The 25,231-nt window shown below is 67.2% G+C and carries 24 protein-coding genes and 1 tRNA gene; 19 read left to right on the top strand and 6 right to left on the bottom strand.

The window, feature by feature from the left end; genetic code table 11:
• Positions 1–20 precede the first annotated feature (20 nt).
• On the top strand, positions 21–431 hold the full coding sequence (locus MRBLWH13_RS13055) for a dehydrogenase (RefSeq protein WP_341955390.1): 411 nt from the start codon (positions 21–23) through the stop codon (positions 429–431).
• Between the two features lie 192 nt (positions 432–623).
• Here MRBLWH13_RS13055 and radA read toward each other — a convergent pair whose 3' ends face one another.
• Complete coding sequence (radA, locus tag MRBLWH13_RS13050; RefSeq protein ID WP_341955389.1) at positions 624–1,991, bottom strand: DNA repair protein RadA; 1,368 nt, start codon at positions 1,989–1,991, stop codon at positions 624–626.
• 100 nt (positions 1,992–2,091) lie between these two features.
• On the opposite strand from radA, the gene MRBLWH13_RS13045 reads away from it, so the two are divergent.
• The 5 genes from MRBLWH13_RS13045 (at position 2,092) to cydC (ending at position 8,723) form a co-directional block, all read left to right on the top strand.
• Positions 2,092–2,724 carry an ArsR family transcriptional regulator gene (locus MRBLWH13_RS13045; RefSeq protein ID WP_341955388.1) on the top strand — a complete coding sequence of 211 codons (633 nt, stop codon included), beginning with the start codon at positions 2,092–2,094 and terminating at the stop codon, positions 2,722–2,724.
• Between the two features lie 108 nt (positions 2,725–2,832).
• Entirely contained in the window at positions 2,833–4,248 is a 1,416-nt protein-coding gene (locus tag MRBLWH13_RS13040; RefSeq protein WP_341955387.1) for a cytochrome ubiquinol oxidase subunit I, read from the top strand.
• A gap of 14 nt (positions 4,249–4,262) precedes the next feature.
• Positions 4,263–5,285 (top strand): cytochrome d ubiquinol oxidase subunit II, encoded by a 1,023-nt coding sequence (gene cydB / locus MRBLWH13_RS13035; protein WP_341955386.1) that lies wholly within the window; start codon positions 4,263–4,265, stop codon positions 5,283–5,285.
• A gap of 106 nt (positions 5,286–5,391) precedes the next feature.
• Positions 5,392–7,059 carry a thiol reductant ABC exporter subunit CydD gene (gene cydD / locus MRBLWH13_RS13030; RefSeq protein ID WP_341955385.1) on the top strand — a complete coding sequence of 556 codons (1,668 nt, stop codon included), beginning with the start codon at positions 5,392–5,394 and terminating at the stop codon, positions 7,057–7,059.
• Complete coding sequence (cydC, locus tag MRBLWH13_RS13025) at positions 7,056–8,723, top strand: thiol reductant ABC exporter subunit CydC (RefSeq protein ID WP_341955384.1); 1,668 nt, start codon at positions 7,056–7,058, stop codon at positions 8,721–8,723. The genes cydD and cydC overlap by 4 nt, the downstream gene beginning before the upstream one ends.
• Before the next feature lie 207 nt (positions 8,724–8,930).
• Here cydC and MRBLWH13_RS13020 read toward each other — a convergent pair whose 3' ends face one another.
• Positions 8,931–9,707, bottom strand: a complete 777-nt coding sequence (locus MRBLWH13_RS13020; RefSeq protein ID WP_341955383.1) for a hypothetical protein — start codon at positions 9,705–9,707, stop codon at positions 8,931–8,933.
• 145 nt (positions 9,708–9,852) lie between these two features.
• Between MRBLWH13_RS13020 and MRBLWH13_RS13015 the strand changes: the two genes are divergently transcribed.
• The 3 genes from MRBLWH13_RS13015 (at position 9,853) to MRBLWH13_RS13005 (ending at position 11,102) form a co-directional block, all read left to right on the top strand.
• A tRNA-Ser gene (locus tag MRBLWH13_RS13015) sits at positions 9,853–9,943 on the top strand.
• A 477-nt stretch (positions 9,944–10,420) separates the two neighbouring features.
• Positions 10,421–10,660 (top strand): hypothetical protein, encoded by a 240-nt coding sequence (locus MRBLWH13_RS13010; RefSeq protein ID WP_341933378.1) that lies wholly within the window; start codon positions 10,421–10,423, stop codon positions 10,658–10,660.
• A gap of 88 nt (positions 10,661–10,748) precedes the next feature.
• Complete coding sequence (locus MRBLWH13_RS13005) at positions 10,749–11,102, top strand: hypothetical protein (protein WP_341955382.1); 354 nt, start codon at positions 10,749–10,751, stop codon at positions 11,100–11,102.
• A gap of 69 nt (positions 11,103–11,171) precedes the next feature.
• On the opposite strand, the gene MRBLWH13_RS13000 is transcribed toward MRBLWH13_RS13005, so the two are convergent.
• The 4 genes from MRBLWH13_RS13000 to MRBLWH13_RS12985 all read right to left on the bottom strand — a co-directional run bounded on the left by MRBLWH13_RS13000 (position 11,172) and on the right by MRBLWH13_RS12985 (position 15,077).
• Positions 11,172–12,704: a long-chain fatty acid--CoA ligase gene (locus tag MRBLWH13_RS13000; protein WP_341955381.1), complete on the bottom strand. Its 1,533-nt coding sequence runs from the start codon at positions 12,702–12,704 to the stop codon at positions 11,172–11,174.
• Positions 12,705–12,779: 75 nt separating this feature from the next.
• Complete coding sequence (locus MRBLWH13_RS12995) at positions 12,780–13,232, bottom strand: MaoC family dehydratase (protein ID WP_341955380.1); 453 nt, start codon at positions 13,230–13,232, stop codon at positions 12,780–12,782.
• A gap of 19 nt (positions 13,233–13,251) precedes the next feature.
• The gene (locus MRBLWH13_RS12990; RefSeq protein WP_341955379.1) at positions 13,252–14,145 is read right to left on the bottom strand and encodes an amidohydrolase family protein; all 894 of its coding nucleotides are present in this window, start codon (positions 14,143–14,145) and stop codon (positions 13,252–13,254) included.
• Entirely contained in the window at positions 14,142–15,077 is a 936-nt protein-coding gene (locus MRBLWH13_RS12985) for an SDR family NAD(P)-dependent oxidoreductase (protein ID WP_341955378.1), read from the bottom strand. Before MRBLWH13_RS12985 ends, MRBLWH13_RS12990 begins: the two co-directional genes overlap by 4 nt.
• A gap of 88 nt (positions 15,078–15,165) precedes the next feature.
• Between MRBLWH13_RS12985 and MRBLWH13_RS12980 the strand changes: the two genes are divergently transcribed.
• From MRBLWH13_RS12980 to MRBLWH13_RS12935, 10 genes are all read left to right on the top strand, one after another.
• Positions 15,166–15,645, top strand: a complete 480-nt coding sequence (locus MRBLWH13_RS12980; protein WP_341955377.1) for a MarR family winged helix-turn-helix transcriptional regulator — start codon at positions 15,166–15,168, stop codon at positions 15,643–15,645.
• A gap of 104 nt (positions 15,646–15,749) precedes the next feature.
• Complete coding sequence (locus tag MRBLWH13_RS12975) at positions 15,750–17,405, top strand: ABC transporter substrate-binding protein (RefSeq protein ID WP_341955376.1); 1,656 nt, start codon at positions 15,750–15,752, stop codon at positions 17,403–17,405.
• Between the two features lie 38 nt (positions 17,406–17,443).
• Positions 17,444–19,129, top strand: coding sequence for an amidohydrolase family protein (locus MRBLWH13_RS12970; RefSeq protein ID WP_341955375.1), 1,686 nt, complete (start codon positions 17,444–17,446; stop codon positions 19,127–19,129).
• 66 nt (positions 19,130–19,195) lie between these two features.
• Positions 19,196–19,660, top strand: a complete 465-nt coding sequence (locus MRBLWH13_RS12965; RefSeq protein WP_341955374.1) for a DUF3237 domain-containing protein — start codon at positions 19,196–19,198, stop codon at positions 19,658–19,660.
• 32 nt (positions 19,661–19,692) lie between these two features.
• A complete protein-coding gene (locus tag MRBLWH13_RS12960) occupies positions 19,693–20,286 on the top strand; it encodes a hypothetical protein (protein WP_341955373.1) in 594 nt (197 codons plus the stop codon).
• Between the two features lie 93 nt (positions 20,287–20,379).
• On the top strand, positions 20,380–20,862 hold the full coding sequence (locus MRBLWH13_RS12955; protein WP_341955372.1) for a hypothetical protein: 483 nt from the start codon (positions 20,380–20,382) through the stop codon (positions 20,860–20,862).
• Positions 20,862–22,289 (top strand): amidase, encoded by a 1,428-nt coding sequence (locus MRBLWH13_RS12950; RefSeq protein ID WP_341958313.1) that lies wholly within the window; start codon positions 20,862–20,864, stop codon positions 22,287–22,289. The genes MRBLWH13_RS12955 and MRBLWH13_RS12950 overlap by 1 nt, the downstream gene beginning before the upstream one ends.
• Entirely contained in the window at positions 22,256–23,305 is a 1,050-nt protein-coding gene (locus tag MRBLWH13_RS12945) for an ABC transporter permease (RefSeq protein WP_341955371.1), read from the top strand. Before MRBLWH13_RS12950 ends, MRBLWH13_RS12945 begins: the two co-directional genes overlap by 34 nt.
• The gene (locus MRBLWH13_RS12940; RefSeq protein ID WP_341955370.1) at positions 23,302–24,165 is read left to right on the top strand and encodes an ABC transporter permease; all 864 of its coding nucleotides are present in this window, start codon (positions 23,302–23,304) and stop codon (positions 24,163–24,165) included. The genes MRBLWH13_RS12945 and MRBLWH13_RS12940 overlap by 4 nt, the downstream gene beginning before the upstream one ends.
• On the top strand, positions 24,162–25,172 hold the full coding sequence (locus MRBLWH13_RS12935) for an ABC transporter ATP-binding protein (protein WP_341955369.1): 1,011 nt from the start codon (positions 24,162–24,164) through the stop codon (positions 25,170–25,172). Before MRBLWH13_RS12940 ends, MRBLWH13_RS12935 begins: the two co-directional genes overlap by 4 nt.
• The last annotated feature ends 59 nt before the right edge of the window (positions 25,173–25,231 follow it).

The raw sequence follows: 25,231 nt of genomic DNA, 5'->3' as shown, positions 1-25,231 counted from the left end.
GGGCTGAATATGCTGGGTGCATGGCATCGAAGAAGGCGAAGTCCGCGAAGAACAAGCCCGCGCCCGAGGACTTCCGCTCGGATGCTCTCGCCCAGGCTCTCGAGAAGCAGGACATCGCCGCAGTCGCGCTGGCGCTGAGACACGGCACCACGGTCGTGCCGCTTGTGAAGCCCGGCGCCCGCGACAACCCGCTCGACAGCGGTGAGGTGTGGACCTACCGCGATCCGAAGTCGGGTGACCTGGCGCTTCTGCTCTTCAGCGACGCGAAGAACAAACCCGACAACCTTCCGCCGGGGGTGGGCATCTACACAGCGGACTGGTTGCGCAAGTTCCTCGCCGCGCATCCGATCACCACCGTCTTCCTCGACATCGCAGGCCCGCATCCGATGCAGGCCTCGCCCGACGAGCTGCTCAAGGCGCTCGACGCCTGAGCTCAGTGGCGGTCGAGGCCTGAGCTCGCGGAGACGTGCGGGGTCGCTTTCGCACCCCCGGCCGGTGCGGGGTCGCTTTCGCACCCCCGTCGCCCGATCCGGGTGCAGAACTGGCCCCGCTCGAGGGCGCAGTGGGTTTCGGGCACCTTCTCGACCCGGGCTGAATGCGGACCGGCGCTCTGCGCCGCCTGCTCAGAACGGCGGGATGTCGGCTTCGCTGCGCCGAGTCGTGTTGCGGGAGCGGACGTCGTTGAGTGCCGCGCGCAGCGTCTTCGAACGGTCGTCGACCACCTGCTCGTAACCGAGTCGCGACGCCTCCGAGCGGCGCTGCGCCGACTGCGTGACCGGCCGGATCTCACCGGCGAGGCTGAGTTCGCCGACCGCCGCGACCGTGCGCGGCACGGAGATCTGCTGGATCGACCCTGCCACGGCGATCGCGATCGCGAGGTCGGCGGCCGGCTCCGTGAAACGCACCCCGCCGACGGTCGACACGTAGACGTCGAGATTGCTCGTCTTGATGTGCGCCCGTCGTTCGAGGATCGCCAGCACCATCGCCACACGAGACGAGTCGAGTCCGTGAACCACGCGACGGGGATTCGGTGCGGTGGTGTTGATCGTCAGCGCCTGCACCTCGACCGGGAGCGCCCTGCGGCCCTCGAGCGAGATGGCGACGCACGTGCCCGGTTCCGTCTCGCCCTGCGACAGGAAGAGGCCAGAGGGGTCGGGGACCTCGGAGATGCCCGCACCGGTCATCTCGAAGCATCCGACCTCGTCGGTGGGGCCGAATCGGTTCTTCAAAGCGCGGATGAAACGCAGTGACGTCTGCCGGTCGCCCTCGAAGTGGCACACCACGTCGACCAGGTGCTCGAGCACACGGGGCCCGGCCACGGTGCCGTCTTTCGTCACGTGGCCGACGAGGATGACGGGGAGCCCGCGGTCTTTCGCGACCCGGATCAGCGTCGCCGCGACCTCGCGGACCTGGCTCGGCTGGCCCGCCGCGCCGTCGATCAGCGATGACGACACGGTCTGCACCGAGTCGACGATCACGAGCTGCGGGGCCACCTCGTCGATGTGCCCGAGGATCGTCGCGAGGTCGGTCTCGCTCGCGAGGTAGAGCTCGTCGTGCAGTGCTCCGGTGCGCTCGGCACGCAGACGCACCTGGGCGGGGGACTCCTCGGCACTGGCGTAGAGCACCCGGCGGCCGGAGCGCGCGGCTTGAGCAGCGACCTCGAGCAGCAGCGTCGACTTGCCGACTCCGGGCTCACCGCTCAGCAGGATCGCAGCCCCCGGCACGATGCCACCACCCAGCACGCGGTCGAACTCGCCCACACCGCTCGTGCGGCGGGGAGCATCTTCGGTGGTGATCTGCGTGATCGGCCGTGCGGCCTTCGCCGCGGTCGGCGCGAGCGGCGTGATGCGGCTGAGGATGCCGGTCTGCGTGCCCTGCTCCTGCACCGTGCCCCACTGCTGGCATTCGGCGCAGCGACCCACCCACTTCGCCGTCGTCCACCCGCATTCGGTGCAGACGTACGCGGGAGGGGCAGGTTTTCGGGTGGCCATGCAGCCAGGCTATCGCCGGGATCAGACATCCCTATCGCCTCGGGCATTATTCACGGCCGAATGGCTCGATGTCGCGCAGCGGCCACGGAATACTGGAGTCATGGCCAATGGCGGGCCCGTCTGCGGGCCGATCTCGACGTTCTCACGGGTGCAGCTCCTGCACCTCGTGCAGACGCGGTCGAATCGCACCATCGGCGAGCTGTGCGACGCCACGGGACTGCATCCCAACACCGTGCGCGAGCACCTGCAGCGCCTGATCGAGGGCGGCTACGTCATCCAGGCCAGCGAGCACCGCACCACCCGCGGCCGTCCGCGCACGCTCTACAGCGCCGCGACCGGCACCGCAGACGCATCCAGTCCCATCGCCCGCAACAAGGCCAAGGCCGCAGCCGAACGCGGCGACCTGCTGCGCCGCGTGCTGCCGGCATCCGCATCCGCATCCGCTCTGGGTCGTGAGGCGACCTACCAGCTGGATGCCCTGATCGAACACTTGGAAGAGAGCGGCTTCGAGCCCGTCGTCGATGACGAGCAGCTCACCGTCGATCTCAGCCCGTGCCCGCACGCCGCGGGTCGCGCCGAAGACCGTCCGATGCTGTGCACCGTGCACCTCGGTCTCATGCAGGGGGTGCTCACCGAAGCCGGTGGGCCGCTCGCTGCCGAGGCCGTGCGCGCCACCGCCCTCCCGGCGGATTGCACCGTACAGCTGCGCCTGACGGAGATGACCGCCGCCTAGGCGAGCATCTGTCTTATTCACGGTCTGCGGCCCCGCGGGGGCAGCGGACTCGTCGTTAGCGTGGCACCCGGCGCACAGAAGAACACGGGCACGAAGAAGGAGTGGCTCATGGAATGGCTAGACCCGCTGGTCCTGTCTCGATGGCAGTTCGGTCTGACGACCGTCTACCACTACCTGTTCGTGCCGCTGACGATCGGCATGGCTCTGGTCGCCGCGATCTTCCAGACCGCGTGGGTGCGCACCGGCAAGGTGCAGTACCTGCACCTCACGCGCTTCTTCGGCAAGATCTTCCTGATCAACTTCGCCATGGGTGTCGTGACCGGCATCGTGCAGGAGTTCCAGTTCGGCATGAACTGGTCGGACTACTCCCGCTTCGTCGGCGACGTCTTCGGCGCCCCGCTGGCCTTCGAGGGGCTGCTCGCGTTCTTCTTCGAGGCGACGTTCATCGGCCTCTGGATCTTCGGCTGGGACAAGCTCCCGCAGAAACTGCATCTCGCCACGATCTGGTGCGTCTCGATCGGCAGCATCCTGTCGGCGTACTTCATCATCGCCGCGAACGCGTTCATGCAGAACCCGGTCGGGTACGTCTACAACCCCGAGACGAACCGCGCGGAGCTCACCGACTTCTGGGCGTTGCTGACGAACCCCGTCGCGCTCGCCGCCTTCCCGCACACGATCTTCGGGGCGCTGATGTTCGCCGCCGGTGTCGTGATCTCGGTGTCGGCCTGGCATCTCGCTCGCGGCCAGCACTTCGACACGATGCGCATCTCGCTGAAGTTCGGACTCTGGGCGATGATCATCTCGACCGCCGGCGTCGTTCTCACCGGTGACCAGCTGGGCCTTGCGATGTACGCGGCGCAGCCGATGAAGATGGCGGCGGCGGAAGCCACGTTCAACACCGTCTGCGGCTACGACGCCTCGTTCAGCATCTTCACGCTGGGCACCCCGGACGGCAGCTCCGAGCTGTTCTCGATCCGGGTGCCGTATCTGCTCTCGCTGCTGTCGACCCACTCGTTCGACGCCTGCGTGCACGGCATCAACGACCTCAACGCCGAGTACAGCACCACGTTCGCCGACACCGGACTCACCGAGTTCGCCCCGATCCTCTGGGTCACGTACTGGGCGTTCCGCTGGATGATCGGCCTCGGCATCGCCGCAGCCCTCGTCGCGGTCGTCGGCCTGTGGCTGACCCGCAAGGGCGCCAAGAAGCCCCCGGCGCCCTGGATGTGGAAGCTCGCGATCTGGTCGTTCCCCCTCGCGCTCGCCGCCAACATCATGGGCTGGGTCTTCACCGAGATGGGCAGGCAGCCCTGGATCGTCTTCGGGCTCATGACGACTCAAGACGGCGTCTCGCCGGGTGTCAGCGGGCTCGAGGTGCTCATCTCGCTGATCGCCTTCACTGCCATCTACGCGGCACTCGCGGTGGTCGAGATCCGCCTCATCATCAAAGCGGCCCAGAAGGGCCCTGACACCGAAGAGCAGCCCCACGAGGAGACGGCCCAGCTGCCGTCCGTCGTGTACTGAGAGAGGGATCAGTCATGGAATACATGTGGTTCTGGATCGTCGCCTTCCTCTTCGTCGGCTACTTCGTGCTCGACGGGTTCGACTTCGGCGTGGGCATGTCGCTGCCGTTCCTCGGCAAGAACGACGTCTCGCGTCGTCAGGTGATCAACACGATCGGTCCGATCTGGGATCTCAACGAGACCTGGGTCATCGTCGCCGGCGCGTGCCTGTTCGCGTCGTTCCCCGAGTGGTACGCGACGCTGTTCAGCGGGTTCTATCTGCCGCTGCTGCTGATCCTGCTCGCGCTCATCCTGCGCGGGGTGTCGTTCGAGTACCGGCACCAGCGCGAGTCGGCGAAGTGGAAGCGCGGCTTCGACCGGATGATCGTGATCGGATCGGCCGTGCCGGCGCTGCTCTGGGGCGTCGCCTTCGGCAACATCGTGCAGGGGGTGGCGATCGATGAGAGCCACATCTACGTCGGCGGCTTCTTCGCGCTCCTGAACCCGTACTCGCTGCTCGTCGGCGTGACGACGCTGCTGCTGTTCTTCCTGCACGGCGTGCTGTTCGTCTCGCTCAAGACAGACGGACAGGTGCACGCGGATGCTCGTCGCCTGGTGAAGCTCGCCGCAGGGCCCACGGTGCTCGCCGCAGCCGGAACCGTGATCTGGACCATCGGCATCGCCTGGGGGCGCCAGTCTCCACTGATGCTCATGGTGATCGGCTGCGGTCTCGTCGCCGCGCTCGCTCTCATCGCATCGGTGCTGTTCTCGCTGCGAGGCCGCGACGGACGGGCCTTCACCGCGGGCGCTGTGACCGTGGCATCCGCCGTGGTGATGCTGTTCGCGGCGCTGTTCCCCTACGTGATGCCGTCGACGATCGACCCGGCGTTCAGCCTCACGATCGAGAACGCCTCGAGCACGCCGTATACGCTGACGATCATGAGTTGGACCGCCCTGATCGCCCTGCCGCTCGTGCTGGCGTACCAGACGTGGACCTACTGGATCTTCCGCAAGCGGGTCACCCGCAGCTCGATCGAGGGGGCTCCGGCGCACGCGTGAGACACGGCTTCTGGTCCGGTCGCAGTTCGTGCCGCCTTCCTGATCGGGGAGCGGCACGAACTGCGACCGCAGCGACCTGTCTGATCACGGCTGAGGGGGTGGAACGGTGAAGCCGGTCGACATCCGTCTGCTGCGCTACGCGAGCGCCGCGCGCGGATTCCTGCTGCTGTCGGGTGCGATCGGCGTCGTGCAGACGGCGGTGACGATCGCGTTCGCCTGGATGCTGACGGATGCCGTCACCGGCGCTCTCTCCGGACGCGATGTCACGACGACGCTGCTCTGGCTGCTCGGTCTCGCAGCCCTTCGCGGGGTGCTGATCGCCGCGTCCGATGCCGCCGGAACCCGCGCTGCGGCGAAGACCGGGATGCAGCTGCGTGTCGCGCTGATCGCCGCCGTCGGCCGCCTCGGGCCGGGCTGGCTCGCGCAGCGCAACCAGGCGCAGCTCGCTGTCACTGCAGGCCACGGGCTCGAAGCGCTCGATGCGTACTTCGCCCGCTACATCCCGCAGCTGGTGCTCACGGTCATCGCGACGCCCGTGCTCGTCGCGGTGATGTGGTGGCAGGACTGGCCGAGCGGCCTGACGGCGCTCATCACGCTGCCGCTCATCCCGCTGTTCCTGATCCTGATCGGCATCGCCACCCGCACCGTGCAGCGCACGCAGTGGCAGACGCTGCAGCGCCTCGCGGCCCGGTTTGCCGACACGGTGCAGGGGCTCTCGACGCTGCGTCTGTTCGGGCGGGAGCGCCGGGCGGCCGCCCAGATCGAGGCCACGGCCGACGAGTACCGCCGCGAGACCATGAAGGTGCTGCGGTTCTCGTTCCTCTCGGGCTTCGCGATGGAGCTGCTGGCCTCGATCGCGGTGGCGCTGATCGCTGTGGCGGTCGGGTTCCGGCTGCTGTCGGGCGACCTGTCGCTCGAGGTCGGGCTGTTCGTGCTGCTGCTCGCACCCGAGGCGTTCCTGCCGATCCGACAGGTCGGCGTGCAGTTCCACGCCGCGTCCGAGGGTGTCGCGGCGACGGAGGACGTGTTCGAGGTGCTGGATGCGGCGGAGGCTCGCGTCGTCGGCGTTCACAATTCAGCACGGAACCGTGGCACGGTGCCGGAAGAAGAGCTGAGCGCTGGTTTCGGCCGTGTTCATGCTGAATTGCGAACGGCGAATGCGCGAGACCTCGTCGTCTCGGATCTGCGCGTGCGCGATCTGCCGCCGGTCTCGTTCACTGCGACGCCCGGAACCGTCACCCTGATCGAGGGCCCGAGCGGCGCGGGCAAGTCGAGTCTGCTCGCGGCCCTGCGCGGGGCGGTCGAGTTCGAGGGGGTTGCCACGGTCGGCGGCGTCGATGTGCGCGACCTCGCCCCGTCGGCATGGCTGGCGTGGAGCGGACAGCGGCCCCAGCTGAGCCGTGGCACGATCGCGGCGAACGTGGCGCTGGGGGATGCGGACCCGGATGCTGACCGCATCCGCCGCGCACTCGACGATGCGTGCGCGCAGGAACTGGATCCGACGTTTGAACTCGGCGTGCAGGGCAGCGGGCTGTCGGGTGGCCAGGCGCAGCGTGTCGCGGTCGCACGGGCGCTGTATCGGCAGGCCGATCGCCCCGACGAGGTGCTGGCGCTCGACGAGCCGTCGAGCGCGCTGGATCCCGAGACCGAAGCGCGGCTCTGGGCGTCGCTGCGTGCGCGCGCGGATGCCGGCGCGACGGTGCTGCTCGTGTCGCACCGCCGATCGGCGAGAGACATCTCCGACCACGTCGTGGAGCTGGGGGTGAGCGCGTGAGCGCCGACTCCGCTCGCATCCGCGGCATCCTTCGCCTGGCGCAGCCGCCTGTTCGTCGCTTCCTCCCTGGCCTGATCTGGGGCTTCCTCTCGGCTGGTGCCGCGGTCAGCCTGCTCGCGGTCAGCGGCTGGCTGATCGTCAGCGCGTCGATCGTGGATTCGCTCGTACCTCTGTCGATCGCCGTGGTGGGCGTGCGGTTCTTCGCGGTGTCGCGCGCCGTCACCCGCTATCTCGAGCGGCTGAGCGGGCATGATGCGGCCCTGCGTCAGCTCGCGTCGACCCGTGCCGACATGGTGCGGCGGTTGACTCCGCTGTCGCCTGCCGGGCTCGGACGCACCGACCACGGACGGGTGCTGTCGGCTCTGGTCGACGACGTCGAGAATCTGCAGAATCTGCCGCTACGGGTGGTGCAGCCGCTCGCGGTGTCGGGGCTCGTGGCGCTCGGCGCGGTGGGGTTCCTCGCGTTCGTGTCGGTGCCCGCGGCTCTCACCCTCGCGGCATGTCTGGTCATCGCGGCCGCTGCGGCGATCGGTCTCGGCTGGTTGTTCGGCTCCCGCGCCGAGGCAGTCGTGTCGAGTCGCCGCGGAGATCTGTCCGCCGCGCTCACCGACTACTTCGGCTCGCTCGACGTGCTGCTCGCCTACGGAGCAGAGCCGCAGGCCCGCGAGCGCGTGCGACAGGCGGATGCCGAATTGCGGCGCGCGGTGAGCCGCGCCTCGCTCGCGCAGGCGATCGCCGCCGGGGTCGTGTCTGCGGTGGCGGGTGCTGCATCGGTGTGGGCACTGGCGGTGGCCGCGCCGGGTCTGCAGACCGGTGTGATCGACGGGCCCTGGTTGGCTGTCGCTGTGCTGGTGCCCATGATCGTGTTCGAGGTCTTCGGCGCGGTGCCGATCGCGGCGGCATCCTGGCGGAGCGTGCGGTCGAGTGCCGAGCGCATCGTCGACGTGCTGCCCTCCGAGGTGCCGGGCGAACTGCGGTCGGACGACGGCGAGGATGCCGAGATCGTCGGCGTTCCGACTCTGCGACTGCGTGGCGCGCGGGCGTGGTGGCCCGGTGGGGCGCCGGCGTTGCGAGGAGTGGATCTCGATCTGCATCCCGGCGAGCGCGTGCTGGTGTCGGGGCCGAGCGGGGCGGGCAAGAGCTCTCTGGCTGCCGCGCTCGTCGGATTCCTGCGGGTCGACGGCGAGTATTCCGTGGGCGGCATGGATGCTGCGGCGCTGTCGGGTCCCGGGCTCCGCCGCACGATCGGGCTGTGCGAGCAGAGTCCGCAGCTGTTCGACGAGGACATCCGGCAGAACCTGTTGTTCGCCCGCGACGATGCGACCGATGATGAGCTGCTCGCCGTGCTCGACCGGGTCGGACTCGGGACGTGGGTGCGCGACCGCGGCGGACTCGACGCCCGCGTCGGCGATCGTGGAGGACTCGTGTCGGGCGGTCAGGCGCAGCGCATCGCCCTGGCGCGAGCGCTGCTGCGCGGCTTCCCGGTGCTCGTGCTCGACGAGCCGACCGCGGGGGTCGATCCCGACGCATCCGATGCCCTGCTGCGCGACCTGCTGCAGGCGGCGGGGGAGCAGTCGGTGCTGCTGATCTCGCACGTCGCCCCTCCGGTCGGAACCGTCGACCGGGCCGTCCGGCTGGAAGACGGGCGCACCGTCTCGGCGTAGGCGCGGCGGCTGTGGAGTTCAGAGTCGTGCGCCCCCGGCCCCTCCGGCACCCGGGCACAGTTTCGGATGCCGGGGCGGCGCGCGGTGGCATCCGTCGTTCCGTCCGGTGTGTCGGGTCTGGGCTCCGAAGTTGTTCCCGCCGAAGGAGCGACGACGGGAGTGCGACGAGGGGCACGGACCGGGGGTCTGACGCCGGGCCGGCCGAGGTCAGACGCTGAGGTCGGCGCGCGGTTCCATGACGATGCCCTGGGCCTCGAAGACGCGACGGCGCTCTTCGATGCGGCGGTGCAGCTCGACCTGGGCGTCGTCGACCAGGCGTGGGTCGAGATCGACGGTCACCGGATGCGGGTCGCCGTGGTTCGCCTCGATGTAGGCATCGAGTTCGGGGCCGGACGTCCATGACGTGATCAGGGCGTAGCGAGGAGTCGTGCCGCGGTGCCAGACCGCGTGCCAGAAGCGCTGCGTGTCGACGATGATTCGCGATCCCTCGCGCAGCGGCAGTCGGATCTCCGTCGCCGGATCGAATCGGTCGGAGCGCAGGAGCAGCAGCGACTCTGTGTCGTCGGTGAGGTTGTAGTAGCCGCGCACGACCCACCCGGTGCCGTCGTCGTTGAGCCGGTTGTTGTCGTCCTGGTGCAGGTTGTAGACAGCGTCCGCGTAGGTGTTGGGCTGCAGTTCGATCACGCGGCAGCGGCCGACGCCGGCGCCGGGCTCGAGGGCACGGCGCTGCAGGGTCGGCGCGATCGCGACCTGCGACGGCACCCACACGCCGTCCTTGTCGGTGCGGGGCGGGGTGTGATTCCAGAAGCCGTTGCACTCGATCGCGCCGGCGTAGCTTGCGAGCGGGGCGAAACGCGTGACGCCCGACGAGCGCCAGCCGATGTACTCCAGGTCGAGCCACTCGGCGGGGTCGGATGCCTGGTCGTGGTCGTCGAGCACGACGTATCCGGTCTCGGCCAGCGACTCTGATGTGATGAAGCCCATTGCGTCCCCTCCGTGCGGATCCCTTAGGCCATCCTAACCAGCGGGATCGATGGCCGACCGGGCGCGCGACCGGACAAAAGGTCGCCACGGCCTTCTCCGACCGCTCGATTCGCGCCGTGGCGCACGTTGTCGTAAGCTAGTCCGCGGTGACGTGTCCGAGCGGCCGAAGGTGCAACTCTCGAAAAGTTGTGTAGGGTAACCCCCTACCGTGGGTTCAAATCCCACCGTCACCGCCACCACGAAGGCCCCGAATCCCGTTGAAAAGACTGGGATGCGGGGCCTTTGTCCTGCTCCGATCGGGGCGTGCGGTAACGCAGCAGTAACGCGAGCCAGGGTGGGGTTCTCGCCGCGGATCCGCCCGGGTCGGCTCAATCGCTACGTATGCCGCCATCGACGACGCCGTGCCTCGGGGCAAACCCAGTAAAGACGAGGCGGCTCGACCAAGATGACGGCGAAGATCCCAAGATTTTCGGCGAGGGTCTATCAGGGGTTGTTGCGGGATGGTTACGACTGTTGAAGTTGCGGGTGAGAGTTCAGTCTGATCGCATCGCGCTAGCGGCAGCTGCGCTCGTGACGGCGGAATAGATGTGGGGAATGACGCGCGCAGCGTTTGCACTCCCCTCGCCGCGCTGACGGGATTCCGACTGTCGCATCTCCGGCCCGGCGGTTCCCGCTGGCTGAATCGGGTGTACCCCATCAGGTTCGCTCGAGCCGTGCACTTCCCCGTGATGATCTACTTCGCGCTGTTCATTCTCGTCCACGTCGTTCTCGTCCTCGCGACAGGGGCTCTGCGCAACCTCAACCACATCTACGCAGCCGACGACTCGGCGAGCTGGCTCGGCCTCGGGCTGTTCCTGGCGTCGCTCGCGGTGATGGGCGGTGGCGTTCACGCCGCTCGACCCGTGGTGATCGCGGGGATCGCGCAGCTCTTCGGCAAGGTGTCCGGTCGCTGACAGCAAGTCGACGATCTCAACGCCGAACACAAACGCCGCCAAAAGCCCGAAAACGAGTTTCTTCTTCATCGAACCCGATGTGTGGGACGTGTTGGACATCGGCATGGAGCCGCTCCGTGAACGGGGCACGCAGATGCTCCCCGAGATCCACGAGAACTTCCGCGTCCAGCTCGCGATGTCCGTACGCGGACACTGGGGGTACGGTGTCGCGCTTCCGATGCTGATGTTGCACGCGCTCATGGCCGGAAGAACCGATCGGTTGCGCAGCTGGCTGGAGATCTGCCCCCGCAAGCAGTTCACGACGCTCGACATGCATGATGGAATCGGCGTCGTGGATGTGGCGGGGCTGCTCTCCGACGAGGAGACGGCGATGCCGACGACTCCGTGCTCACGCTCCGGTGGGCGAAGGGTGATCATGAGGCGATTCTCATCGCCGACATGATGCGCCTTGTCCGGCTGAGACCCGCGTGCTTGGGTGCCGTCGACGAATAGGGCCCTGAGACCCCTGCCGTTACCGCGGAAACAGCCCGCGCAGTTCGTGCTTTCGCACTTTGCCCGAGGCGGTTCGAGGCAGTGAGCCGACGATCTCGACGCGGGTGGGCAGCTTGTAGCGGGCGATACGTCCTTCCAGCGCGCCGCGAACGGTTTCGAGCGTGATCTCGAAGCCGTCTCGAACCGTGAGGACCGCGATCGGCACCTCGCCCCACCGATCGTCGGGGACGCCGATCACGGCGGCTCCGGTCACCCCGTCGATGTCCGCGATGAGTGATTCGACCTCGGCGGGATAGATGTTCTCCCCGCCGGAGATGATCATGTCCTTCAACCGGTCGGCGATGTAGAGGTAGCCGTGGTCGTCGACGTATCCGAGGTCACCCGAGCGGAACCAGCCATCCGAAGTGAGCGAAGCGGCCGTCGCATCGGGAAGGCCGTGATAGCCCGCGAAGACGTTGGGCCCCGTGATCTGGATCTCGCCGACGGTTCCCGCCGTGACCTCCCTGCCGTGCTCATCGGCCACGCGGACATCGGTGAAGAAGTGCGGAAGGCCGACGCTGCCGTGCTTGTGCACGGTCATCTCGGGGGATAGCGAGGTCGCGCCAGGCGATGTTTCGGTCATCCCATACCCCTGGGAGAACGACATCCCGCGTTCCTCGTAGGCTGCAAGGATACGCGAGGGCACCGCGGACCCTCCGCAGGTCAGTGTGCGGAGACTCGACAGGTCGGTCGAAGCCCACGCCGGGTGATCGGCAAGCAGCTGGAATGTGGTGGGGACGCCGGAGAGCATGGTTACGCGGTGGCGTTCGATCAGATCCAGCGCTGTGCCGGCATCGAAGCCCCTCTCGAGAACGAGGGTGCCGCCCTTGAGGAGCACCGGCAGCGCTCCCATGCCCAGAGCCGCGACGTGGAACAGGGGGGAGATCATCAGTGCGACGTCGTCGGAGCAGATGTCATAGTCGATGAGGTTGTTGACGGCCACCGCGGTCAGGTTCGCGTGCGTGAGGACGGCGCCCTTGGCCCGACCCGTGGTCCCCGAGGTGTAGACGATGGCCGCAGGAGTGTCGTCGTCGGCCGCCTGCAATGGCGGGACGTCCGTGGCCTGATCGATCAGACGGGTGAGCCCGAGGGAGCCGTCGCGTCCTGACGATCCGGTGCGGATGGCAAGGGCCGGGGCGCCGGGCGAGGCGAGCATGCGCTCGAGCCGATGGGCGAAATCCGGATCGTGGATCAGCATGCGAGCGCCGCTGTCCGTGAGGACATGCGCGATCTCGGGTACCGCGAGGCGGGTGTTGACGGGGACGAACACGGCGCCGATCCGCGCCGTGGCGAACAGCGTGATGAGGAAGTCCGGGCTGTTCTCGCCGAGGTAGGCGACGCTGTCGCCCTGGCGCACGCCGCGTTCGACGAGAACCGCGGACATGCGCTCCGCCGAGTGTGCGAGCTGCGCATAGGAGAGCTGCTGACCGTCTCCGAAGACGATCGCCGCCTTGCTGGGGTTGCGCAGACGGCGTCGAGGGAGCCAGGCTCCCAGTCCTTGTGTGTGCATCATTCTCTTCATTGAGGCGGGGCGCATCGATGCGCCCGAAGTGATGTCGGCGCCCGGCGGATGCCGGGCGCCGGGGTGTCACGCGTAGAAGCGATAGAGGCTCCTCGCGGCGACGGCTGGCTTGGCCGCGCCCTGGATCTCGATGGCGTGATCGACGGCGAGCTGGTAGCCACCGGGGATCTCGGTGACCTCGGCGATCACGGCATTGCCGCGGACCTGAGCGCCGACGGTCACGGGGGAGATGAAGCGGACCTTGTCGAGGCCGTAGTTGACTTTGGTGGAGACGCCGTCGACGTCGAACAGCTCGGTCCAGAACTTGATGACGAGCGAGAGGGACAGGAAGCCATGCGCGATCGGTCCTCCGAAGGGGCCGTCCTTCGCGCGCTCGGGGTCGGTGTGGATCCACTGGTGGTCGTCGGTGGCGTCGGCGAAGAGGTTCACACGGTCCTGCGTGACCTCGAGCCACTCGGACCAGCCGAGATCGGTGCCGGCGAGGCCGTTGACGTCGGCATAGGCGACGGTGGTGGTCATGATGTTCCTTTCGATGGGTTCAGCGTGCGAGTCCGAGCAGGCGTGCGGCGTTGTCCTTGAGGATGCCTGGCATCACCTCAGGCTTGAGCGCCGTCGTTTCGACGTCTCTCATCCAGCGTTCGGGGGTGAGGAGGGGGAAGTCGGAGCCGAAGAGCACGCGCGATCGGAGGAGCGTGTTCGCGTGTCGGACGAGGTTCTCGGGGAAGTACTTCGGGCTCCAGCCCGACAGGTCGATCCAGGTGTTGTGCTTATGGGTGGCCACGGACAGTGCCTCGTCCTGCCAGGGCACCGACGGGTGTGCCATGACGATCTGCAGGTCGGGGAAGTCCGCGGCCACCGGGTCGAGCAATATCGGGTTCGACAGTCCGAGACGCAGGCCACGCCCGCCCGGGAGCCCGGCGCCGATGCCCGTCTGGCCTGTGTGGAAGAGCGCGACCACCCCGGCATCCTGCAGCACCTCGTAGAGCGGGTAGTGGGTCTGATCGCTGGGATCGAACCCCTGCACGGTGGGGTGGAACTTGAACCCGAGAACGCCGTGCCGGTCGATGAGGCGCCGTGCGCGATCGACAGCCTCGTCCCCGAGGCGCGGGTCCACCGAACCGAAGGGGATGAGCACGTCGTTGTTGCGCGCCGCGCCTTCGGCGACTTCCTCGCTCGCGATGCCCCTGTGGCCCAGCTGCGTCGAGGCGTCGACCGTGAAGACGACCGCGGCCATGCGGTGAGCGCGATAGTAGGCCGCCACCGAGTCGAGATCGGGGCGCGGCCCCTCTGTCGAGAAGTAGGCGGAGGCGGCGTCAGCGAGGTCGGACGGCAACGAGGTGTGTCCGTGTTCGTCGACCTCGATGTGCACGTGCATGTCGATGGCGGTGATCGACGCGAGATCGATGGCCGATTCGTACCGTGCCACGCTCATTGGTCCTGGGGTGCAGGGCGCTGGAGCTCTGCGGGAAGCGCCGGGAATTTCTCGCCGACCTCCTGCAACCTCTCGCCGATGAGAGCGGGGAAGCGCTCCTCGAGGTCGGCGGTCGTCCAACCGCCTGTGCGGTACTCGGTGACCACGGGCTCGGGGTGTGACCAGAGCTGGATGCGGTCGCCGCCGATGCCGATCGCCTGTCCGGTCACGCCGGACGCGTCGTCCGAAGCCAAATAGGCGATGAGCCCGCTGACGTCGTCAGCGGTGCCGAAGCCGAGGTCGTGCCGGAAGAAGTCGGGCATCGGCTTTCCTGCGGCATCCGCCTCGACGGCGGCGGCGAAGTACGGCACCGTCGCGGTCATGGCGGTGGCGGCGACGGGGATGACCGCGTTGGCAGTGATCCCCGCGCGACGGAGCTCGAGCGCCCACGTGCGCACCATCCCGACGATTCCAGCCTTCGCGGCGGCATAGTTGGTCTGACCGAAGTTGCCGCGCTGTCCGGTCGGCGATCCGATGCAGACGATGCGGCCGGCGATCTCGTTCTCACGCATGTAGGTCGCGGCGGCGCGGACCGTCGTGAACGTTCCGCGCAGGTGGACGTCGATCACGGTGTCGAAGTCGTCGTCGCTCATCTTCCAGAGCACTGTGTCGCGCAGGACTCCCGCATTCGTCACAAGGATGTCGAGGCGTCCGAAACTGGAGACGGCCGCGTCGACCAGAGCCTGCGCGGTGTCGGACGACCCGACCGGCGCCGCGACGGCGACGGCCTCTCCACCGGTGGCGCGGATGCTGTCGACCGCTGAGTCGGCGATGGCGGCGTCGACGTCGTTGATCACGACGGAGGCTCCCTGGCGTGCGAGTTCCTGCGCGTAGGCGAGGCCCAGTCCGCGGCCGGAGCCGGTGACGATGGCGACTTTTCCGTTGAGCGACATGATGTCCTTTCGAATCACGATGATCGAATCACACAATGATTGAGAAAGTCAATCATTGTCTTATCTCATCATTTGTTATCGTTGCGTCGTGACCTCCCCGATTCCGACCGACGATGTGAGCGTGGCTGTGGACCGGCTGCGCGAGAGCGACCTCGCCGACGAGCTCAGTTTCCTGCTCGCCCGGACGAACGCGCTGTCGCTCGCCGCAGGAAACGTGGCGCTCGCGGCGCACGGACTGCGTGTGAGGTCCTATTCGGTGCTCGCACTCGCCGTCTCCGGCGAGCGTCCGTCGCAGCGCGAGCTCGCCGACTTCCTCCGGCTCGATCCCAGTCAGGTCGTGGCGCTCATCGACGAACTGCAGGCCGATGGTCTTGTCGAGCGGCAGCCTGACCCTCGAGATCGCCGGGCGAACGTCGTCGTCGCGACGGATGCCGGAGTGCGCCTGCACCGGGTCGCCCACCACGCGGCGCGCGCGGCGGAGGAGCGGTTGTACTCGGTGCTCGACGAGGAGGCGCAAGGTCGGCTGGCCGAGATTCTGCGTGAGGTCGCCTTCTCGCCGCGCGGCTGATGCGCGTGCTCTCGAAGTCGGGGGTCTCTTCCCGGATCGTTCCTTGCTTTTTTAATAGCAACTGTTCTATAAAAGTCTGAACAGTTGCTCACCTGGAGGACTCCATGGCAGAACGCACGTCCCCTCAGCGCCGCAAGGCTTCGATGACCGCGGGGGTCATCGTCGCTCTCCTGGCGGTGACCGCATGCTCTCCCTCGACAGGATCAGCCGAGATCGAGGTCGAGCTGACCGACCGCGCACCGTCTGGTGCAGCGCCGGTGTCGGAGATCACCTGGAACCTCCCCGATGGTGAGCCTGCGACACTCGATCCCAGGGACTCCGCGACGTACTCGAGCGCGACGGTGGTCGCGAACCTCTGCGACCCGCTCCTGGCGATCGACGAGGAATACAACCTGCACCCGAACCTCGTCAGCTTCGAGACGCCGGATCCGCTGACGCTCGTCTACACGATCGAAGCGAAGGCGGCATTCTGGGACGGTCAGCCGGTGACCGCCGACGACATCGTCTACAGCCTGGACCGTGCCGCGGACCCGGCTGCGATCACCGCGTTCCTGTTCGCGAACGTCGCCGACGTCGAGAAGACGGATGATGACACGGTGACGGTTCGGTTCGCCCAGCCTGACGCGATGTTCAACGCGCAGATGGCGACTTTCGCCGGTGCCGTCGTGGAACGCTCCTTCGCCGAGACGGCCGGTGCGTCGTTCGGAACTGCGGCAGGAGGGATCATGTGCAGCGGGCCGTACACGCTCGACCAGTGGCGCCCGGGAAGCGACATCACCATCGAGCGCAACCCCGACTACTGGAACAAGGAGCTCCCTCTGCTCGTCGAGCGCGCGAAGTTCACCTTCATCACGGACAGCACGGCCGCATCCCAGGCGCTGTCGACCGGCGAGATCGACGGCGCATACCGCATCGATCCCTCCGCAGTGCCTACTCTCGGGGCAGCCTCGAACGGGCAGCTCTTCTTCGGTCCGTCGATGGAGAGCCTGCAGCTGTATGTGGCCAGGGCGGACGGGCCGCTGGCCGACGTCGCCCTCCGGGATGGCTTGCAGAAGGCCATCGACAGAGAAGCGCTCGCGACGACCGTCTACTCCGGAGCGGCGGCCCCTCTCTACGCCACGGTGACCCCGCGCACGTGGCCGACCGCGCAGCGCGAACTGTACCAGGACGCATATGAGAAGTGGGCGGCTGAGCGGACGTTCGATCCCGAGGCCGCGAAGAAGCTCGTCGAAGGTTCAGGCTATGGCGGCGAGACGCTGGTGCTGGGCGTGCCCGCGGGGCAGGCCACCCTCTCGAGGGTGGCGCAGCTGGTGCAGCAGCAGGCAGAGACGGTCGGTGTGCAGATCGAGATCAAGGATCTCCAGCCCCTCGACTATTCGACCGCCTCCTACGACACGGTGACCAGGGAGCGCTTCGGCTTGGACCTGCTGCTCGGCGAGTCCTTCAACGCGACGGCGGAGCCGCTGGAGCCCCTCGGATTCACCCTGACGGAAGGCGCCCCTTACAACTACACGCAGATCGCCGATCCCGAGCTCGCCACTCTCCTCGAGCGGGCGCGAGCGGCCGTCGATCCGGAGGACCGTGCGCGCCTCGTGATCCAGGCGCAGGAGATCGGGGAGGCGACGTCGGCCGCGATCCCGCTGCTGAGCCTGCACACCACGACGTTCCTCAACAGCCGTCTCGGCGGCGCGATCACTTCTTTCGCGTACATGTCGATGCCCTCCGTCGCCTACCTCGGCGGCACCGGTGGTGGTGAATGAATCGGGGAGTCCTGCCCCGCGAAAGGGTGATGTCCGGCATGATCCTGACGAATGCGGTGATCCACACCTCCGACGACCAGTGTCCCGTGGCGGACACCGTCGTGATCCGAGACGGCCGCTTCGAGTGGGTGGGTCGTGCCTCCGATCTCCCCGTGGATCACGATCTCCCGACGGTGGATCTCGATGGGAGGACGGTGATCCCCGGTCTGATCGATGCCCACTCCCACCCCGCCCTCGTGGCGATGAGCAGATGGCATGTACAGCTGCCGGAGACGCACAGTGTGGACGAGGTCCTCGATGCCATTCGCGACCACGGCGCAGCGCATCCGAAAGAGGAGGCACCGTACCTGTATTTCGAGTACTTCCCGACTGCGCTCCTCGGCGAAGCCGGCGCGACGAAGGAGCTGCTCGATAGCGCTATCTCCGATCGTCCGGTGCTCGTACAGGACTCCGGCGATCATGCGAGCTGGGTCAACACCCGGATGCTCGAGCTCCTCGGTGTCGACGAGAACACTCCGGACCCTGTGCCAGGACTTGAGCGATTCGCGAGGGATGCCGGTGGACGCCCGACCGGGTACATCTTCGAGAATGCGCACGCGGGGTTCCTTCCGCGAATGTATGAAGCGTTGGGCTGGACACCGCCGGAGCGGCCGACGCCGGAGATCATCCGGCCGGTCCTGGACTTCCTCGGGAGCACCGGAGTGGTGGCCGTGTTCGACGCGCTCATCGAGTCGCCGGAGGTCATCACTGCGATGCGAGAGCTCGACAGCCGCGGAGACCTCCACATGCACTACGAGGGAGCGATTCGGTTCCGCACCCTGGACGATCTGCCAGAGGCGCTCGAGATGGTGGCTGCGCTCGATGATGACTCCGACTCGAGCAAGGTGCGGGTGCGCACCGTCAAGCTGTTCCTCGACGGCACGAACGAACTCGGCAGCGGGGCCGTCATCGATCCGCTGCTCAGCGAAGACAATGCGGGCCCGCTGGGGGCGATCCAGATGGAGCTCGACGATCTCGTCGAGTGCCTGCGTCTGTGCAACGGAGCAGCCGTGGACCTTCACATCCACATGGTCGGCGACAGGGCCTTCCGCACGGCGTGCGACGCGGTAGAGCGTGCACGGTCTCAGGTGGAGGCAGAGGGCATCGCATGGAACGTCCAGGTCACATTCGCTCACTGCGAGCTCGTGGATCCGGCCGATCTGGCTCGACCCGCTGAGCTCGGAGTGATCGTCAACTGGACCAATCATTGGTCCGGCGGATACTTCGGGGAGGAGGCCGCGCGCCATCTCGGTACGCATCGCTGGGAGCGTATGTACGACGTGGCCGCGATCGCCGACGCCGGTGCGCGGGTCACGTTCTCGAGTGATGTGGTGTCGGCCGCTGAACTGCACCGGGCGGCGCCCTTCTTCGGCATGCAGATCGCCGTCACCCGGATCGATCCGGAGGTGCCGCTGGATGCTGAACGATTCGTCGAGAGCAGGCGCCCTGCCGCCGCAGCGTCGCTGTCGCTGTCCAGGCTGCTCCGGGGATACACGATCGATGCCGCGGTCCAGCTGCGCATCGAGAAGGACTACGGCAACGTGTCGCCGGGAAAGCTCGCGAACCTCGTCGTGCTCAACGTCGACCCGTTCACGACTCCCGGTCAGGATCTCGCCGCCGTTCGTCCGTCCGCGGTCGTCTACCGGGGGGCGGTCGTGTCGGGACATCTGCCGGCGCCCCGATGATTCCGCTCGGGTCTGCGCATGACCGCCGAGGAACACACCTGAAGGACCACGACAAAAGGAACCCCCATGACCGACCTGACCATGCCGACCTTCGAGTTTGCCTTCGACCTCCTCGTGGATATCGCCGAGGGGTGGCACATCGGCGTCGGAGAAGACGAGAAGCTGTGGTTCACCCCCATCACGGGAGGGAGCCTCGAAGGGCCACGGCTCGTCGGCGAGGTGCTCCCGGGCGGCGGCGACTGGTCGGTGAAGCGCCAGGACACGACGCGCGTCGAGGCGCGATACCTCATCAAGACGAGCGATGGCGTCGTGGTGGATGTGACCAACGTCGGCTACTTCCGCGCGACTCTCGAGGTCGAAGAGCTCCTCGAAGCGGGGGGGCCCGTCGAGGATGGCTCGTACTATTTCCGTACGGCCTTCACCTTCCGCACGGATTCGCCCACGTACCGATGGTTGGCCGAGAATCAGTTCATCGGGGTGGCAAGCGATGAGGGCGAGCGGATCCGGATCCGCGTCTTCCAGCTGCTCTGACGGGGCGGTGGCCCGTACGCAGAGGAGTAATCATGCCGAAGATCGTCGACCACGCGGAGCGCAGGCACGAGATCAGTGTGGCGGCGATGCGCGTGCTCGCGCGCAGCGGCCCAGACGGGCTGACCCTTCGGGCGCTGGCGCGCGAACTCAACGGCTCCATCACGTTGGTGACGCACTTCTATGCGGATCGTCAGACGCTTCTGGCCGGCATCATCGATGAGTTGTCCACGAACTACGACGACGATCTCGCGACGCTCTCCCTGACCGGCGATCGCGTCGACGACCTGCGTGCATACCTGCTGTGGATGGTTCCGCTGACACCTGAGGAGATCGATATCGAGCGCTGCAGGGTGGCGCTCGTCCACTCTGCGGAGAACAGCACGATCGCGAGCTTCTTCGACTCGATGGAGGGCAGGGCCCGCTCGGCGTTCCGGACGAGACTCGACGGTCTGATCGATGAGGACGTGATGGAGGAGGCGGTCGATTTCCTTCGCATGCTGGTCAACGGCGCCGTGCTCTCCGCGGTCGAGCACCCGCAGTACTGGACGGAAGAGCGTCAGCGAAGGACAGTGGAGCGCGGCTTGGCGGCGCTTGGCTTGGTGAGCGCGCAGAGCGCGAACGGCTGACGATTTTTATTTTGTGACGAGCTCTATACAAACGGCGGGTTTTTTCGTAGAGTGCTTTCACCCGACCTTGAGGGCGAGTACCCGAGGAGCACCGTGAGCACTATCCCATCCGGCGCCGAGAGCGCCGTGGCACCGTGGAACGAGATCGAAAGTCTCGTAGGACGACGGTTCGTCAGCGAGTGGCTCGAGATATCCGACGAAGCCAGAACCCATTTCGATAAGGCGTCCTACCTGGATCACACCGAGAGCCCTTTCGATCCTGCGGCGTATCCGGAAGGCCTGGTCGAGGGGTTCCATCTGCTCGCGCTCCTGGATCACCTCGTCGGCCAGGTGTCTTACGTCGAGGCGGACGCGTGGACGGGGTGGAACTACGGACTCGATCGAGTTCGATTCACCTCTCCGGTGACCAGCTCCGACCGTGTGCGAGTCGCGGGCGAGATCACGCAGCTGCAGCCGCGGACCGATGGCTACCTCGTCACGTACGACTGCGTCATGGAGCTCGAGGGAGCCGAGCGACCGGCGATGGTCGCGACGTGGAAGGCGCTGTGGAGCGTGGACGAGGAGGACGAGGCGTGATGCTGACGACCCCGCCCTCCGACGAGCTGGCCTGGATGTCCGGTGCAGACGTGGCGTCCCTCATCCGCTCTCGCAGCGTCAAGCCATCCGAAGCGGTGGCTGCGGCGCTTCGTCAGATCGATGCGCACGAGGAGGCGACGAACGCCTTCGTCACTGTTCTCGCAGAGCAGGCCATGGAGCACGCGGCGCGTGCGGACGACGAGGTGATGCGAGCAGATCCCGCAGACCTGCCTCCGCTGTTCGGCGTGCCGCTCACCGTCAAGGACCTCTCGGCCACAGCGGGGATCAGAACGACCTTCGGCAGCACGCAGTTCGCCGAGCACGTCCCCGATGCGGATTCTCTCGCAGTGGGCCGTCTTCGAGGCGCTGGGGCTATCCTCATCGGCAAGACGACCACCCCGGAGTTCGGGATGCTCGGAGTCACCGAGAGCGCGCTCACCGGAGTCACCAACAACCCTTGGCGGCTGTCGCGCACCGCCGGCGGATCCAGCGGCGGTGCAGCAGTGGCGAGCGCATCCGGCATGGGACAGCTCGCCTGGGGCTCAGACGGCGGCGGGTCGGTGCGCATCCCCGCGTCCTACTGCGGTGTGGTCGGACTCAAGGCCTCGCTGCGTTGGATCCCGGGTGAGCACCCCTGGGACTCGGCGGTGACCGACGGTCCGCTCACCCGTACCGTCGTCGATCAGGCTCTTCTGCTGGAGGTCACGGCAGGGCATCACCCATCGGCTCCGTTCTCGACGCCGCTGCCCGCCCGAGACTTCGTCAGCGTCGTGCGCGCCCTTCCCGCCGACCTCGCCGGTGTCCGCATCGCCTACGCGCAGAGCCCGTCCGGTGCGGCCCCGAGTGCGGAGGTGGCCGCCGTCGTCCGTCGGGCCATCGACGTGCTGGCAGGTGCAGGAGCCGAGGTCAATCTCATCGAGCTGCCTCTGCCGGACCCGGTGGAGTACTTCATCGATTTCTGGGGGCCCGCCTTCCTCGATCCGAACGCCCCGCTGCCGCATCCCGCCATGCGCAGCGTCAGCGAGGCAGCGCAGCGTCTCACGCTGGAGAGATACCTTCACACGGCTTCCGAGACTCGAGCCGAGATCACCCGGACCTACAACCGCGTGTTCGAGGAGTTCGATCTGCTCATCACTCCCACGAGCCCGGTGGCGGCGTTCCCGCATCCGGGCGCAGCAGGGGGCAACACCGAGATAGACGGGGTGCCCGTCGCGCACCCGGCTATCGACTTTCATCGGTACACCGAACCCGCATCTCATGCCGGGATCCCCGCGATCACGGTGCCGGCGGGGTTCGATTCCGACGGGATGCCCGTCGGCATGCAGCTGCACATGCCTCAGCATCACGACGCGCGGCTTCTGCAGATGGCCGCCGTCTGGGAGACTCTGCAACCGTGGGCTCACCTGCGCCCGGAGTTCCGGCAGTGACGGCGGGGATCGATCTGGGGCCATCGACCGTGAGCGTGCGGGCGATCGGAAGGCGCGCCTCTGCGGCGACCAGAGTGCGCCAACGGCTCGTGCGCTGGATCGTGCTCCCCGTGGCGACGATACTCGTGACGTCGTTCCTCGTCTTCTCGGCGCTGTCCCTCACGCCGGGAGACCCGATCGCTCAGATCCTCGGAGGGAAGGCGACCGAGGAGGCCCGCGCGGCCATGCGAGAGCAGCTGGGCCTGGACAAGCCGCTGATCGTGCGCTATGTCGAGTGGATCGGAGGTCTGCTGCGTGGAGACCTCGGCACCTCGTACACCTACCGGGACTCTGTCATCTCCGTGCTCGCGCCTCGCGCAGAGGTCACTCTGCAGCTCGTCCTCTACGCCGCCGTCCTGATCGTGCTGCTCGGTATCGCGCTCGGTCTGATCGGCGGGCTCACCGAGCGCATCAGACCTGCGATCGCAGGACTGATCGCCCTGTTGATCTCGATACCGAGCTATGTTGCGGCGACGGCGCTCCTCGGGCTCTTCGCAGTGAACCTGCGGTGGTTTCCGAGCTTCGGCGCGGGCGCGCCTGGCGTGGATCGGCTCTGGCATCTGACTCTCCCGGCGATCGCGCTCTCGGTGTCGTGGATCGCTTACATGGCGCAGATCTCGATGGCGTCCATCGACGATCAGCGGTCGAAGGAGCATGTCCGTACGGCGGTCGGCAGGGGACTGCCGCGGCATCTGGTGATCGGGAAGCATGTGCTGCGCAATGCCGGGGTCCCGATCGTCACAGCGACAGGTCTCACTCTCGCCGCACTCGTCGCGGGCAGCGTGATCGTCGAGACGGCCTTCACCCTCGACGGGATCGGATCCCTGCTCGTCCGCAGCGTGGGGACCAAGGATGTCCCTGTGGTCGCGGCGGTCTCCGTCATCGTCGTCGCCGTGTACGTGATCGTCATGGCACTGGTCGATGTGATCCATGTGCTCCTGGATCCGTCGCTCCGATCCCGAAAGGAGAAAGCATGACACTCGCCGGGATCACCTCAGCTCTGCGCATTCCTCGATGGAGCCGGACACGCCTGCGTACCCTGGATCCGTACACGATCTTCCTCATCGTCCTCTGCGGGGCGCTGATCGTGATGGCCGCGATCGGGCCGCTGGTCGCACCGTACGCCCCGGATTCCACTGATCTCCTCGCCGCCAACCAAGGTCCGAGTCCGGCGCACCTCCTCGGCACGGATTCGCTCGGACGAGACCTGCTCTCCCGGATTCTCTGGGGCGCACAGATCAGCTACGCGGCAGCGGTGCTCATCGTCTGCATCAGCGTCGTCATCGGCACCTTCCTCGCTCTGCTGTCGTCCTGGTACGGCGGGTTCGTGGACAGTGCGACGTCCTCGGTTCTCAACGTGTTCATCGCCATACCCGGGATGATCGTGGCGATCATCGCGGTCACGGTTCTCGGTGCCGGATTCTGGGCGCCTGTGCTGGCCATGGCATTCGCGAGCTCGCCCTACGTAGCGCGAGTGATCAGGGGAACCGCGCTGCAGGAGCGTCACCGCCCCTACGTCGAGGCGCTTGCGCTCTCCGGAGTGTCCACCGTGCGAATCAATGCGCATATTCTGCGCGGTGTCCTGCCGATCGTGCTCGCTCAGGCCACTTTCGGCTTCAGTGTCGCGCTGCTCGAGTTCGGTGCGCTGTCGTTCATCGGACTTGGAGTCCAGCCGCCGACCGCGGAGTGGGGGGCCATGGTCATCGCCGGCCGTACCGAGCTCCTCGCGGGGAACCCCCAACAGACGACCGCGGCCGGAGTCATGATCGTCCTCACCGTGATCTCTTTCACTCTCTTGGGGGAACGTCTGCAGAGGATGCTGGGAGCGAGTCGATGACACACACAGAAGCATCTCGGCCGCCACTGCTCTCGATCCGGGGCCTGCACGTGCGCAATCGGATCGGACGTGAGCTCGTCCCGGTCCTCAGCGGAGTCGACCTCGACGTGCGCCCTGGCGAAGCCGTCGGCGTCGTCGGCGAGTCCGGCTCGGGCAAGTCGATGACGTTGCGAGCGGTGATGGGACAACTGCCCAAGGGGTTCAGCAGTGAGGGCCGCATCGAGTTCGACGGCGAGGACATCCTCTCGATGCGACCTTCGCACCTCGCGAGGTTTCGGTCTCGTCGGGTGGGGATGATCTACCAGGACCCTCGAGCGCACATCAACCCGCTGTGGACCATCGGCGACTTCCTTACGGAGGCGGTCGTGGCCGATCGCCGCCTGTCCCGCCGCGAGGCGCGGGATCGCGCGGCGCGACTTCTCGAAGAGGTGGGATTCCGCGATCCCGCGCGGCAGATGAAGCAGTACCCCGCGCAGCTCTCGGGGGGTCTGCTGCAGCGCGTGATGATCGTCGCCGCCCTGATGCCCGAACCTCAGCTCCTGCTCGCCGACGAGCCGACCACGGCGCTCGACGTCACCGTTCAGGCGGAGGTCATGTCTATCTTCGGAGATGTGATCCGGGCTCACGATGTCGGGCTCCTCTTCGTGACCCATGATCTCGATCTCGCCGCGGCCACGACCGATCGACTGGTGGTGATGTACGCGGGGCGCATCATCGAGGCGGGGCCGGCGCGCTCGGTGACGAGCACTCCGACCCACCCCTACACCTCGGCGTTGCTGGCCGCGCGCCCCTCCCTGACGAGACGCGAGCTCCCCGCCAGCATCCCGGGAGTCCCGACGCTCGCATCATCCGTGCATGATCGCTGCGCCTTCGCGGATCGATGCCGCTTCGTCGAGCCCGAATGCGCCGGGAGCGAACCGCGCTTGCGGCCGGTGGGTGAAGACAGCGTGTCGGCGTGCGTGCGGACTCAAGAGATTCGTACCCTGCTGGAGAGGACCGCACAGTGACCGCATCTCTTGTCTCACTGGAACACGTGACGAAGGTCTTCCCCTCCCCCGGGGGTGAG

Origin of the sequence: Microbacterium sp. LWH13-1.2 (assembly GCF_038397735.1) — a bacterium.
Taxonomy (GTDB): Bacteria; Actinomycetota; Actinomycetes; order Actinomycetales; family Microbacteriaceae; genus Microbacterium.
This window is presented reverse-complemented; position numbering and strand designations above follow the sequence as displayed.